This is a genomic window from Streptococcus plurextorum DSM 22810, from assembly GCF_000423745.1.
Classification (GTDB): Bacteria; Bacillota; Bacilli; order Lactobacillales; family Streptococcaceae; genus Streptococcus; species Streptococcus plurextorum.
Genome location: NZ_AUIO01000011.1, coordinates 56626 through 70990, shown reverse-complemented (window position 1 = coordinate 70990; position 14365 = coordinate 56626). Strand labels below are relative to the sequence as shown.

The window sequence follows — 14365 nt, the reverse complement described above, 5'->3', positions numbered from 1 at the left end:
CAGCGTTCTACTTGCATGTATTAGGCACGCCGCCAGCGTTCGTCCTGAGCCAGGATCAAACTCTCATTAATATAAGTGTTTGTCCGGCTAAGCACTCTGGCTTATCCGTTTTTCTTTATTCTTGACAGGTTATTTTCATAACCCGCACTTGGTTCGTCTTGTTCAGTTTTCAATGGTCTTCTCCTAAGAGACAACTCCTATATTCTAGCAAATCTTTTGACTACTGTCAACTACTTTACTCGAACTTTTTTTCGTCTTTTTCTCAAAAGACAACTTACTCATCTTATCAAACTTCTTTACTACTGTCAACTACTTTTTGCGACTTTGGCGAAAAAAGTTTTGAAGAATTTGAGCGCATAAGGTTTCTAAAAGACCACTTTCGACTTCTACACGATGATTGAGGCGTTCATCTCTTAAAATATCATAAAGAGAACCCGCCCCTCCAAATTTAGCATTAGAAGCACCGTAGATAACTCTAGGGATTCTGGATAATCCTATCGCTCCACTGCACATAATACAAGGCTCAATGGTAACAAACAAAGTTGTGTCTAACAAACGCCAATTCTTTTCTATCTTATTAGCTTCATTTATTGCCATGATCTCTGCATGCATTATAGCTGAATTTTGCTCTTCACGCGCATTATGCCCTCGCCCTATAATCGTGCCGTTTTTTACAATAACACAACCTATAGGAATTTCTCCTTTATCCAAGGATTTCTGTGCTTCTTTGAGCGCCTCGTGCATATAATATTCTTTTTCTTCCTCAGTGAATACTGTCATACTTCTCCAATCTGCCAAGATTTATGAGGTTTTGCTAACTCTACAGGTACCTCACCTGAATATTTTTCCGTCTGTAGCTTTAAAACTTTCAGATGATTTTCCGCCATTATCTCTTGTGGCGGTACAGGTGGCAGATGAGTCAGCACCAAGTGCTTCACTTTGGCTTTCTCTGCAATCATCCCCGCCTCCTTAGTTGTTAAATGCGCAATATGATTTTCATTTCCTTCATATAAATAAACATCCGCCAGAAGAAGATCTGCACCTGCCGCAAATGCTATTAGGTCATGAAAGTAGCCCGTGTCCGCCGTAAAAACAAATACTTGGCCAGTTGTAAGCTCTGTGATACGAAAAGCATAACAAGGCACTGGATGCACTGTTTTAATAAAGGTGAGTTCAAATGGTCCTATCTTTTCTTTACCATTGACATCATAGGCAATGCCTTCTGACACTCCTGGCAGAGTAAGCTTCGCAAATTCTGCCGCATCTTCATCATACGCATAGATTGGCAAGATTTTCGGCGTTTTTAGGTGTTTCGGATAAAGTTGAAAATAATGTCGTAAAACACCCAAGTCCGCAATATGATCAGGATGGTAATGCGAAATCAAGACAGCATCCAAATCTAAAGGATGGATTTCTTTTTCTAATTCATTGACCGCTCGGCTACCGCAATCAATCAAAAGTTGAAAACCATCTTCAGCAGTCAACAAATAAGAAGTCGTTCCCTCTTCTTTATAGGGATACGCTCCCCAACAGCCCAATGTCGTTAATTTCATATGTATTTCCTAAACTTCTATGCATAGTTGTGGCCACTTCTTTGTCCACTTTTTCTGAGATAAGCGCTTTTTATACACACCCATGCGCTCAGGGTCTTTTTCAAAGTGCGGGGTCGGTCGAACACAAAAACGGATGATGTCATCTAAACCATATGGAGCATAGAGTTGTAATCCTCCATGATATAGCCTAATTGCAACCGCGGTGCATTTTTCAGGATACTTACGGATAGCATCGCAGGTATCTCGATAAACCTCTGTATTAGGGCTATGAACGTGCATGTAAAATTGATTTTTTAGCTCCCATTGATATTGTGGATAGCACTCTTTTAAAAACAACTCAATACGCTGTGTTTTTTCATGCGATACACTCTTATCATAGAAAACCAAATCTAGATCTGTGTTCTGGTCAAATGCAGGACGTCCCGATAGGTGATTCCAGATAAAATTTCGAACAGCACCTGCCGCCAACCAACTATCTTTTAAGTTCTGCTCAGCAATTATCTCTAAAACCCGCATCATCGCTTTATTGCTTGCAACTAAATTTAGCACTTCTGTTTCAGTCATGGTTTAATCATAACAAAAAAAGGTAGGAAATCCAACCTTTAACAAGCTCCCTAAGATAAATTTTGTCGTCATTTTAACAGACTTTCTACTGTAAACACCACCTTTCCCCTGACCCAAAAAGTGCCCCGCTTTAATCTTAGTGACGTTAATACTAAAAAAGTCCTCATAACGAGGACTTTTAATTATAGACTGTTAACAGTGTTGACAACGTTCTCCACTGTAAAGCCGTAACGTTCAATAACTTCTGCCGCTGGCGCTGATGCTCCAAAGGTGTCAATACCGATGACTTTTCCATCAAGACCAACGTACTTATACCAGCTTTGTGTTGCTGCCATCTCAATTGCCACACGGCGACGAACAGCATTCGGTAAAATTGTTTCTTTATATTCTGGACTCTGAGCATCAAAGAGATCTGTTGACGGCACAGAAACTACGCGAACTTTCTTCCCTTCTTCTGCCAAGACTTTGGCTGCTTTGACAGCAAGATTGACTTCTGAACCTGAAGCGAGGAGAATCGTGTCAAAATCACTAGCACTTTCGTAGACAACGTAAGCTCCTTTAGAGACTTTGGCAAAGTCAGAGCCAGCTTCAACCTCAAGGTTTTGGCGCGTCAAGACTAAAGCTGTCGGAGTTGACTGGCTAGTGAGCGCATAGTGCCACGCAGCCTGCGTCTCACGTGCATCCGCAGGACGGATAACCGTCAAATTAGGAATAGCACGAAGACCTGCTAGATGTTCGATTGGCTCATGTGTCGGCCCATCTTCACCAACAGCAATGGAATCATGTGTGAAGACATAAGTCACAGGAAGTCCTTGGAGAGCTGAGAGGCGAATAGCTGCTTTCACGTAATCTGAGAAGACAAAGAAGGTTCCACCGTAAACACGAAGACCACCATGAAGAGCCATTCCGTTGAGAACTGTTCCCATCGCAAACTCACGAACCCCAAACTGGATGTTGCGGTTTAGCGGATGCTCAGCATCTTGAAGACCATCTTCTTTAATATAGGTCATGTTTGAGTGAGCAAGGTCTGCAGATCCTCCCAAGAAGGTTGGCAATACCTTAGCAACTGCATTGATAGCATCCTGAGATGAGTTACGCGTTGCTTGTGAAAAACCATCTTCGTATACTGGGAAATCTGCCTCAGTTACGGTGACAGGCGCCTGACCTACACAAATAGCATCAATTTCTTCTGCGACTTCTGGATAAGTAGACTTGTAATCTGCAACTAGTTTTTCCCAAGCTTCATAAGCAAGTTGCCCACGGTTTGCAACCTTTTCCTTGAAATCAGCATAAACTTCTGCTGGCACTTCAAACGGAGCATAAGTCCAGCCTAGATTTTCACGTGTTGCTGCAGTTTCTTCAGCACCTAACGGTGCACCGTGAACTGCGTTTGTGCCACCTTTTGTTGGTGCACCGTGACCGATGACAGTTTTAACCTCGATAAGGCTTGGCTTGCCTGCTTTTTTAGCGACTTCAATAGCTGCGCTGATAGCTCCTAAATCTGTGCCATCTTCAACCAAAGCTGTGTGCCAGCCATAAGCATCATAACGCGCTCGAATATTTTCAGAGAAAGCATCACTAGTCTCTCCATCCAAACAGATATCATTTGAATCATAGAGAACAATCAATTTATCCAAATTTTGTTTTGCCGCATAAGACGACGCCTCACTTGATACTCCCTCCATAAAATCACCATCACCAGCAATAACATAGGTATAGTGATCAAAGATTGGGAAGCCTTCTTTATTATACTTAGCTGCCAAGAAACGCTCTGCTTGAGCAAATCCAACCGCTGTTGAAATCCCTTGCCCTAGTGGTCCTGAAGTCGCATCAACACCAACTGTGTGCCCGAACTCTGGGTGACCTGGTGTTTTAGAGCCCCACTGACGGAAGTTTTTAATTTCATCAACGGTCATGTCTTCATAACCAATCAAATGAAGAAGAGCATATAAAAGCATAGAACCATGACCAGCTGACAAGACAAAACGATCACGGTTTATCCAATTCGGAGCTTTTGGAGTCACACGAATGTGGTCCGTATAAAGGCTATAAGCCATAGGTGCGGCACCCATGACTACGCCCGGGTGGCCTGATTTAGACTTTTCGATGGCATCAATTCCAAGGAAACGAATAGCATTTACTGAAAGATTTGACATGAACTCCTCCTCAAGAGACGAAAATATTGTTTACGTTTTCATTGTACCATGAAATGATTTCAATTGCTATCATTATCAAAAAAAAGAAGCAGATCACCTACTTCTTTTATCAATTTATAGAGATTTTCTATATGATTCAATTTCTGATTGGTTACCCCAAACAAAGTGACCTGGCTTAATCTCAACCATCGTTGGTTTATCTACCGAATAATCATGTTGTTCTGGATTATAGACCACCAACTCTTTTTGACGCTCCAAAATTGGATCTGGAATTGGTACCGCAGACAAAAGGGACTGGGTGTACGGATGAATCGGATTGGTAAAGAGTTCTTCCGTCTCAGCCACCTCAACAATAACTCCCTTGTAAATAACAGCGATACGATCAGAAATAAACCGAACAACGGATAGGTCATGAGCAATAAACAGATAAGTCAGACCTAGTTCACGCTGAAACTGCTTGAGCAAGTTAAGAACTTGGGCGCGTACTGATACATCAAGCGCTGAAATCGGCTCATCCGCGATGACAAAATCAGGTTGCATAATCAAAGCACGAGCAATCCCTATACGCTGACGTTGGCCTCCTGAAAATTCATGAGGATAACGCGTGAGGTGCTCTGGCAATAGTCCGACATGAGTAATCATGTCACGAACTTTCTTTTGGCGTTCTTCTTCATTTGCAAAAAGTTTAAAGTTATATAGACCTTCCGAAATGATATAATCAACCGTCGCACGTTCATTTAAACTAGCAGCTGGATCTTGGAAAATCATTTGGATACGTTTAATAACTTCTTTCTTTTCAGAAAGAGACAACTTACCATTAATCTTTTTGCCATCAAAAATGATCTCACCCGAACTGGTATCATTGAGCCCAATAATCGCACGCCCAATCGTTGTCTTCCCTGACCCAGATTCCCCTACTAGAGAAAAGGTCTCTCCTTTGTTGATAAAGAAATTAGCGTTTTTAACAGCCACAAATTTCTTCTTCCCTTCACCAAAGGAAATTTCTAAATCTTTAATTTCTACTAATTTTTCAGGCATTTCCTTCTCCTACTTCAACATTTTACGAGAGATTTTCTCATGTAGATTTTGGATGACCTCTGGTTTTTCAACAACTGGCGCCTCTGGATGAAGCAACCATGTTTTGGCCCAGTGAACGTCCGTTACCTTAAACTTAGGAGCTGGTTCTTCAAAATCAATCTGCATAGCATAACTAGAACGAAGCGCAAAAGCATCTCCTTTAATCGGCGCATAAAGCGACGGTGGTGTCCCTGGAATCGAGAACAGCTCTCCTGATTCCGTTGCCAATTGTGGAAGACTTGATAATAAACTCCATGTATAAGGATGACGCGGATCGTAGAAAATGTCCTCAACTGTACCGAATTCTACAATTTCACCCGCGTACATGACCGCAACCTTGTCTGCAATACTTGCAACAACTCCAAGGTCATGGGTAATAAAAATAGTTGTAAAGTTGTATTCCTTTTGCAAAGATTTCAAGAGATCGATAATCTGTGCTTGAATCGTTACATCAAGAGCAGTTGTCGGTTCATCACAGATAAGAACATCTGGACGACAAGCTAAAGCAATGGCAATAACAATCCGTTGACGCATCCCGCCAGAATATTGGAAGGGGTAGTCATCAAATCGTTTCTGAGCATCTGGAATACCCACTTTTTCCATGTAATCAATACTAAGTGCTTTGGCTTCTTTCGCAGAAACCCCTTGATGTTTAATAATAACTTCCGAAATCTGTGCTCCGATAGTTTTTATCGGGTTCAAACTCGTCATAGGATCTTGGAAAATAGTAGCAATTTTAGCTCCGCGTAATTTTTCCCAGTCAGAATTTGTCTTCAAAGCAGTCAAATCTTGCCCGCGATAAGTAATCTTACCAGAAGCTACTCTACCGTTACTTTCCAGCATACCCGTAAACGTTTTTGTCAAAACGGACTTTCCTGAACCAGATTCACCAACTAAAGCCAGCACTTCTCCTTCAATAAGCTCCAGAGAAACACCACGAATCGCAGTCAGAACACGATCACGAACATCAAACTCCACCACCACATCTTCGGCAGTTAAGATTACATTATTTTTTTCTGTCATAATAACTCCTATCTATGTGTGCGTGGATCGCTGGCATCAGCTAAGTTTTGCCCAACGATATAAAGCGGTAGCGATACCAATACCAATGTTGCTAGAGGAATCCAGAAAAGGTAAGCATTATTAGTTAGGTATTTTGAGTACTCAGAAATCAAACGACCAAGACTCGGCGTTGAAATCGGCAAGCCGATACCAAAGTACGATAAGAAAGCTTCCGATGAGATATAAGCCGGTAAACTTTGAGACAACATGGTCATAATAACAGAGACCAGCTGTGGCAAGAGGTTCTTAACCGCAATTTTCATCATCGGAGTTCCTAATGTCTGACTGGCAAGATTGTACTCCAAATCACGATAACGCATAATTTGCAAGCGCATTGTATAGGCAGGTCCCATCCAACCCGTCAAGCAAAAGGCTAGAATCAAATTCCAGAATCCTGCTCCAAGAGAGTAAGTCAAAACGATAACAATGAGCATATAAGGAATGTTTGAGACAACATTGTAAATCTCAAGCATAACCTTATCGAAACTTTTAGAGACTCCCCAAATCGCCCCAACGACAATACCAATCATCATATTGATGAGAGTTGCTAAAACTGAGATGAGAAGAGAGTTTCTTGCACCGTACCAGACACCGTCAAAAAGTGACTGCCCGTTCTTGTCTGTCCCAAACCAATACTCTGCATTCGGCCACACAAAGCGTTTGGAGAAGTCATTGATATCACTAACATCACCAAAGTCGTAATTAGCGAACATTGGATAGATAAAACTCATCAAGAGGACAACAATCAAGATGACAAGCATTGGGAGAGTTGATTTTTTAGCAAAGAACTGCCTAAACACCGATTTCCAATAAGAATAAGTTGGTGCATCAATCACTTCAGAGGCAAAATCATCTCGAGCGACAAATTGAAATTTACTTTTATCAATTGTTGACATTATTTACCTCCTTTTTTTGATGATAATTTAATGCGTGGGTCAATCAAAGTCATTAGAATATCTCCTGCTAAAAGAGAGAAGATTGACAAAATAGTGAAAATAAACGTCAAACCAACTACCATAGAGTTATTAGAAGCCCTGATAGCATCAATCAACATTTTACCCATCCCTGGAAATGCAAAGACGGTTTCTGTCAAGGTAGCTCCCCCTATGGTTGCAATAATAGCCCCTGGGATACCATGAACAACTGGAACCATGGCATTTTTAAAGAGGTGCGTACGATAAATTTCACGCTCTGAAAGACCTTTTGCCCGTGCAAAACGAATCCAATCACTACCTTGCAAATCGACGAGATAACGACGGAACCAAATAACCGTCCCCGGAACATACAAAAGTCCCAAAATCAGAGCAGGCAAAACATAAGAACGCGGATCAGAAGCTCCTAATAGAGGGAAGGAGTCTGGAAGTCCCACAATATTCCCCAAGAAACGAACCACGTAAATCATGGCAATACTTGGAAGTGCAAGCAAGAAGGTCATCGATGCAGTAGACAAACTATCAAAGATACCTCCCTTATAGCGCGCCATGTACATTCCCAAAGGAAGAGCAATCAGATAAGAAATCGCTAAACCAACCAAACCAATGATAGCAGAGTTCACAATCATAGACGGATCAGCATAACGCACTTTAGTAGCCGTATAAGCATCACCTTCTCCAAAATTGGCTACTGCCAAATCATCAGCCTTACTTGGAGTCAAATAAGTACGACTATAAATGTCTACCGAGGATTTCTTTGTAACTCCTGTCGGGAAAGTAACATCTTGACTCAAAGCTTTTCCTTGCCCTTGAGTAATCACCTGTAAAACAGGAATACCACTAAAGGTCGGGTACGATTGACCTAAATTAAAGGTCACAAAATTTTGGTGAATAAAAGGAAATTGCCCATTAAAGTACAACAAATATTTGTGTTTTGTTCCAGAACCCACAACAGACCAGCCAATCGCCGGGTCGTTTTCAATCCGAATATAGCGCTCTAAGTCAGGATTATTCGCATCTTTGATTTTCCAAGGATGATCAATAACAATCAGATTGCTAAAGAAATTCCAAACACGCTCATAAATAGGAATTTTCCGCGTCGCATAGAACTCCCCACTTTCGGTAAAGGTGTGCAACTCCCACCCTCTACCAATAGACTTAATGTAATCTTGATAGATTTTTTTATTTGCCTCTGTAGCATCTGCGGTCACACTGCTATCAAATTTGGAAGCCTTCGTTTTCAACTCACCAGTGTTATAGTATTCAATATAGCCCATTTTTTCATAGACGGTATTGACGTAATCATCCTTTGTGTCCGCAGTTTTTGTCATCTTATTATACAAGGGGTCTTGGTTAAAAATAAGACGGGTTGGAACTAGCGTGTACACGATTGTATATACGACCGTGGTTACCATAAAAATAGAAACCAAGGATCTTATAATACGCATTAAAAGATATTTTTTCATTCGTTCCCCCAACAGTTCAAAAGAACTTTCTCAATTTGAGAGAAAGTTCTGCTTGAACGTTTTTTATTTTTCAACGTGGTCTGCAAGTTCTGCTTGTGCTTTCGCTTTTGCTTCTGCTTGCTCTTTCAACCACGCATCGCGAGCGGCAGTGTATTCGTCAGCTGTAACCACATCTGATTGAAGTTCCATACCTTTATAAGTGTCTGAACCTTTAATACCTGTTGTTGAGAAGTTACCAGAGAATGGTACCACACGAGTCAAACGTGGACGACCGCCAAGAGATACCAACGGAATAATAACAGCTTCGTCAGTCAATTTAGCTTGTGCTTTAGCGTAGGCAGTGTAACGTGCATTCAAATCATCTTTGATGTCGTTAGCTGCTTTCAAGTCTGCTGTGTAAGTATCCAAAGCTAGAGTTTGCGCAACATCTGCATTTTCACCTGGCATAATACCAATTTTTTGAACAACAGAACCGTTTTCGATGTTGAAGATATCAAGGTATGTAGATGGATCATCATAGTCTGGACCCCAACCTGAGAACATCAAGTCATAATCTTGTTGTTCAACAGTCTCAGCATAGTAAGTAGAGTTTAGGTATGTATCATTATCAAGCTCGATGATGTTGATTTGAACATTTTCTTTACCAAGTGATGCTTCGATAGACTGTTTCATAGATTGAGTACGTTGTACTACAACCGCATCTGTTTGGTCAATTGGCATATCCAATTGGATTGGGTAAGTCACGTCACTTCCAAGAGCTGCTTTAGCTTTCTCGAATTGCGCTTTTGCTTTCTCTGGGTTGTAAAGACCATCTTGAGCATCGCTCAAATCAACGTCTTTCCATACATCACCTAAAGTTGCCAATTCTGACTGTACCACATCACCAAAGCTTTGCTCACCGATCGCTACGAATGTTGGTGGCGTCAACATGTTACGAAGCGCTTTTGTCTTAGCATCTTCACCAGCTGATTGTGCGTTCCAAGAAGCACGGTCAAAGGCAAATGTCAAAGCTTGACGGAAGTCTTTGTTCAAAAGTGCTTTCTTAGTTGATTCTTTAGCTGCGTCATCCTTCTGAGAGTTAGTGAAGTTTGAACGATTTGTATTGATGTTATAGAAGTAAGTTGTTGTATCTTGAAGACCGTAAGTGATTGAGTCAGCATACTTGTCTTTAGCATCTTGATAAGATGGGTCTGTTGGGAACAACGGTGCAACAGTATACTTCTCTTTGTCGAAGTTGTTGTAAAGTGAACTTACGTCTGAACCATCATAGTAAGTCAACTTAACTTCAGTCACTTTTACATTGTCTTTGTCCCAATAGTTATCATTTTTAGTGAATGACATTGATGACTTAGCAGTGTATTCACTCAAGAAATAAGCACCATTGACAAGGATAGATGATGGGTCAACTGAACCAAAGTCCTCACCTTTAGATTCCAAGAATTTAGCATTTACTGGGAAAAGAACACCATAAGTTGTTTTTGAGTTCCAGTATGACTCAGGAGCATTCAAGGTGTATTGAACAGTTTTCTCGTCAATAGCTTTAACTCCAACTTCTGAGAAGTCAACTTTGCCTTCTTTGTACTCTTTCAAGTTTTTGATAGAGTCTTGAACAATGTAAAGTGACTCAGAATCGCTGTCAATAGCGTGTTTAAGTCCTGTCACAAAGTCTTCTGCAACAACATCCGCGTACTCTTCGCCATCAGAAGTATACCATTTCACACCGTCACGAAGGGTGTAGGTATAAGTCAAACCATCTGCAGAAACTTTCCAGTCTTCGGCAAGTGACGGCACCAAGTTTCCGTACTTGTCATTTTCCAAAAGACCATCAACCATTTGAGTTGTAACTGAGGATGTTCCTTGTTGGTTTGTCAAGATATAGTCCAAACTTTTTGGATCTGTTTGGAAAACGTAGTTATAAGTTGTCGGTGCGCTAGAGCTGCTTGTCGAGCTCTTGCTACCACAAGCTGCAAGCGTCGCAACTGACAAAAGAGTTACTCCCGCAAGAGCTAATACTTTACCTTTATTTTTCATAAAAGCTACCTCTATAAATTTTTCTTTTCTTAACCGACCGTTTCGTCGTGTTATTAGAATCTATTATATCATAAAATTTTCTTAAATAAAGTCTTTTTTCAGAAAATTTGGTTAATTTTTTTGATTTAGACTTTTGAAAACGGATTTCTCTGTATTTTCAGAAAATATTTTGTATTTTCATTCACTGTTCAACAATAAAAAAGCAGCTCGCTTTCGCTCACTGCTCATTATCATCAATAAAATGCGTTAAAATTCCATTGATAAACTTTGCCGAGGTGTTATCTGCATATTTTTTTGCAATATCAACAATTTCATTAACAACAACACGATCCGGCGTTTCTTCATAGATCATCTCGTAGAGCGCTAAGCGGAGCAACACCCTATCGTTCAAAGTTAAGCGTTCAAAATTCCAACCTTTTTTCAGACGTTGGGTGATTTTGATATCTAAATCAGATTGGTGGCTTTGGACACCTTGCACCAGGTTCAACAAAAACACCGGAACTTCATCAAGCATGTCCTCAGACTTATCATAGCGATAAGCATTTTCTCCTGCTTGAATCATATCACCACCAAATTCTAAACTAAAGAGCGCTTGGAATGCTCGTTCTCGCAAGTCTCGACGAGAATGCTTTAGCGTACTAATCATCCAAAAAATCCTCATCAAAAAGAGATTTAACATCAGGTTTTGGAGTTTTAGCTGGGACAATTTTGACCACATGAACATTGACAGTATCAATCGTTACTTCTGCCATATCAAACACAGCCACTTTAACAGCTTGCTGAATAGCCATTGATACCGCAGGAACATTAACCCCATACTGTAATTGGACATAAATATCAGCAGTCAGTGTTTTGTCCTCTGCAGTGCGCAGGTAAATCCCGCGTCCAAGGGAGGTTTTGCTGAGTGTGTCAGCGACAGCTTTGCTGTGTAGAGCATGAACTCCTTCCACTGTAGTTGCTGCAATCCCTGCAATAACTTCAAGCACACGCGGAGCGATGACAACATCTCCGATAATTGCTGTTGACATAATCTTTTCCTTTCTAATTTAAATAGGAAATCGTTTTTTAAGAAAGACAATTAAGCACGTGAAACGTAGGTTCCTTCTGCAGTGTTAATCACTAATTTTTGACCTGCTTCGATGAAATCTGGGACGTTGACAACCAAACCAGTTTCCATAGTTGCTGGTTTACCTGAACCTGTAACCGTTGCACCTTTAATAGAAGGTTGTGTTTCAGCAACCGTCAATTCAACAGTGGTTGGAACCGTCACACCAATCACTTCTGTTCCGTAGAACTGAATCTTCACGTCAGCATTTTCCAAGATGTAGAGCAATTCGTTTTCAACATTGACTTCTGGAATCTCGTACTGGTCATAAGTCTCTGTATTCATGAAGAATGCCGTGCCATCCATTTTGTAAAGGTATTGCGCTGGAACTGTCTCGATGATCGCTTGCTCAAATTTTTCATCTGGACGGTAAGTCGTGTCAAATGTTGAACCCGTACGCACATCACGCAGTTTCATACGCATGATAGTGTTTCCTTTACCTGGTTTGTGGTGGCTAGCCTCAAGAACGCGGATTAACTTCCCTTCCGCTTCAAAAGTCATACCTGCACGTAATTTACTTGCTTCAATCATGTGTGATTTACCTCTTCATTTTCAATTTATCACTTCATTCTAGCACAAATGCAAATATTACTCAAGATTTTTGTCAGACGGCTCGTGCTAGCTACCTGACAATACTGGAAAATAACCTCTGGCCTCTTTAAGCACTCAGTTTGAAAACTTCCTCTACCAAGATGAAGTCACAATCGCAAAATTAGTTATCAAAACCTTCCATTTATGCTACTAAGAATGCTGCGGCATCATGCTATGCCACATCACCGAGATTTGTCTCATGACACTTGCCAACAAACCACTTGCTAATCAGCAGACCGCTAATTTGTAGCTGTTCCATCTGTCGGTGCTTGTTCTCCCAGTTGTATAGCAGGTACATCATGTTGCACATAAGCCACCCCTTTTTTCTCCATCAGTTCAATAGCTAGCGCGTTGGGACGATAATTGGCTTTATAGGTAATTTTTTTGATTCCTGCTTGCAGAAGAGCCTTTGTACAGTTGATACACGGAAAATGGGTGACATACACCTCAGTATCATCGGTTGAAATCCCCTCTTTGGCGCATTGGATGAGAGCGTTCATTTCCGCATGCACGGTACGAATGCAATGACCTTCTTCCATGTAATGCCCGGCCTCACTACAGTTGTCTGTAGCAGAAACACCTCCATTATAACCAGTAGCAATAATACGATTATTTTTAACAAGAACAGCTCCTACAAAGGCACGGTCACAGGTGGAACGCTTGGAAATCAGCTCTGCATTTGCCATAAAATAATCCTGCCAAGATAATCTCTCCATACCTTGTCTCCTAAATCACAATGAGTTCTTTTGGCGCTAGAGTTAGTACCTCACAACCTGTCTCAGTGATCAGCAGATCGTCTTCAATACGGACACCATATTGACCTTCAAGATAAATGCCCGGCTCATCTGTCAAGACCATGCCGGCTTTGATTGGCTCGTCAGAATGTCCAAAATAAGGATACTCATGAATGTCTAATCCAATACCATGTCCAATACCATGTGTAAAATATTGGCCGTAGCCCGCTTCAGTAATCACTTGACGCGGAATAGCATCAAATTCACGATAGGTGACACCCGCTTTAGCTTTATCAATCAGAGCTTTATTGGCTCGGAGAACCGTGTCGTAAATTTCGCGTTCCTGATCAGTCACCTGACCAATATGAATGGTGCGCGTCATATCGCTGACATAGTGGTTATAATAACAACCAAAATCCAAGGTCAAACTTTCATTTTTTTCAATGATTTTGTCAGTAGCTCTTCCATGCGGCATCGACGAACGATAACCTGATGCCACAATGGTATCAAATGAAATACCAGATGCTCCATACTCTCTCATACGAAAATCAAGGAAGTTCGCCACATCAAGTTCAGTGGTTCGGCCTGGTTTGATAAAGTCAAGCACATCTGTGAAAGCACGATCTGAAATCGAACAAGCTTTGCGAATTGTCTCAATTTCATAGGCATCTTTGATCATGCGCAAGTCTTCCGTAAAGTTATGCTGCGCCACAAGCTCGACACCCTCAAAAGCAGTCTTGAGACTTTGGTAATAAGAATAGCTGACTTCGCTATCAAAGCCAAGCCTTGAAACGTTATCTTCAGCCATGATTTTTGCCAACTCAGCCAGTGGTGTCCGTGTTTCTAGAATATCAAATCCTTGGACGGCTTTTTTAGCAATCAAGGTATAGCGGGCATCGGTCAAAAAGATTTGACGCTTTTTAGAGATATAAACAGTCGCCTCTGTTCCTGAAAAACCTGTTACATAATAAATGTTCTTCAGATTAGTCAATAAAATACCATCAACATCTGTTTGAGAAAGTTTTTTTTGAAAATTAGCGACACGCGCTTCAAGGTAAGTCTGCATAAAATACTCGGGCGCTCATCAGACAAGG

General features: G+C 41.1%; 14 protein-coding genes and 1 rRNA gene. All 15 read right to left on the bottom strand.

Features of this window, described 5'->3' with window-relative positions; genetic code table 11:
• A 16S ribosomal RNA gene (locus G575_RS0108410) occupies positions 1-71 on the bottom strand; the annotation flags it as partial.
• 238 nt (positions 72-309) lie between these two features.
• Positions 310-780, bottom strand: a complete 471-nt coding sequence (gene tadA, locus G575_RS0108405; protein ID WP_027972339.1) for a tRNA adenosine(34) deaminase TadA — start codon at positions 778-780, stop codon at positions 310-312.
• Positions 777-1553 (bottom strand): MBL fold metallo-hydrolase, encoded by a 777-nt coding sequence (locus tag G575_RS0108400; protein ID WP_027972338.1) that lies wholly within the window; start codon positions 1551-1553, stop codon positions 777-779. The genes tadA and G575_RS0108400 overlap by 4 nt, the downstream gene beginning before the upstream one ends.
• A gap of 9 nt (positions 1554-1562) precedes the next feature.
• Positions 1563-2117: a nucleotidyltransferase family protein gene (locus G575_RS0108395; protein WP_027972337.1), complete on the bottom strand. Its 555-nt coding sequence runs from the start codon at positions 2115-2117 to the stop codon at positions 1563-1565.
• Between the two features lie 182 nt (positions 2118-2299).
• Positions 2300-4273: a transketolase gene (tkt, locus tag G575_RS0108390; protein ID WP_027972336.1), complete on the bottom strand. Its 1974-nt coding sequence runs from the start codon at positions 4271-4273 to the stop codon at positions 2300-2302.
• Positions 4274-4387: 114 nt separating this feature from the next.
• Positions 4388-5311 carry an ATP-binding cassette domain-containing protein gene (locus G575_RS0108385; RefSeq protein WP_027972335.1) on the bottom strand — a complete coding sequence of 308 codons (924 nt, stop codon included), beginning with the start codon at positions 5309-5311 and terminating at the stop codon, positions 4388-4390.
• Positions 5312-5320: 9 nt separating this feature from the next.
• A complete protein-coding gene (locus tag G575_RS0108380) occupies positions 5321-6373 on the bottom strand; it encodes an ABC transporter ATP-binding protein (RefSeq protein WP_027972334.1) in 1053 nt (350 codons plus the stop codon).
• 8 nt (positions 6374-6381) lie between these two features.
• Positions 6382-7308 carry an oligopeptide ABC transporter permease OppC gene (gene oppC, locus G575_RS0108375; RefSeq protein ID WP_027972333.1) on the bottom strand — a complete coding sequence of 309 codons (927 nt, stop codon included), beginning with the start codon at positions 7306-7308 and terminating at the stop codon, positions 6382-6384.
• Positions 7308-8810, bottom strand: coding sequence for an ABC transporter permease (locus G575_RS0108370; protein ID WP_027972332.1), 1503 nt, complete (start codon positions 8808-8810; stop codon positions 7308-7310). The genes oppC and G575_RS0108370 overlap by 1 nt, the downstream gene beginning before the upstream one ends.
• 63 nt (positions 8811-8873) lie before the next feature.
• A complete protein-coding gene (locus tag G575_RS0108365; protein ID WP_027972331.1) occupies positions 8874-10841 on the bottom strand; it encodes a peptide ABC transporter substrate-binding protein in 1968 nt (655 codons plus the stop codon).
• A gap of 217 nt (positions 10842-11058) precedes the next feature.
• Positions 11059-11487, bottom strand: a complete 429-nt coding sequence (nusB, locus tag G575_RS0108360; RefSeq protein WP_027972330.1) for a transcription antitermination factor NusB — start codon at positions 11485-11487, stop codon at positions 11059-11061.
• The gene (locus G575_RS0108355; RefSeq protein WP_027972329.1) at positions 11480-11869 is read right to left on the bottom strand and encodes an Asp23/Gls24 family envelope stress response protein; all 390 of its coding nucleotides are present in this window, start codon (positions 11867-11869) and stop codon (positions 11480-11482) included. The genes nusB and G575_RS0108355 overlap by 8 nt, the downstream gene beginning before the upstream one ends.
• A gap of 50 nt (positions 11870-11919) precedes the next feature.
• On the bottom strand, positions 11920-12477 hold the full coding sequence (efp, locus tag G575_RS0108350) for an elongation factor P (RefSeq protein WP_027972328.1): 558 nt from the start codon (positions 12475-12477) through the stop codon (positions 11920-11922).
• Positions 12478-12776: 299 nt separating this feature from the next.
• Positions 12777-13253, bottom strand: a complete 477-nt coding sequence (locus G575_RS0108345) for a deoxycytidylate deaminase (RefSeq protein WP_027972327.1) — start codon at positions 13251-13253, stop codon at positions 12777-12779.
• A 10-nt stretch (positions 13254-13263) separates the two neighbouring features.
• The gene (locus G575_RS0108340) at positions 13264-14337 is read right to left on the bottom strand and encodes a M24 family metallopeptidase (RefSeq protein ID WP_027972326.1); all 1074 of its coding nucleotides are present in this window, start codon (positions 14335-14337) and stop codon (positions 13264-13266) included.
• Positions 14338-14365: the final 28 nt, after the last annotated feature.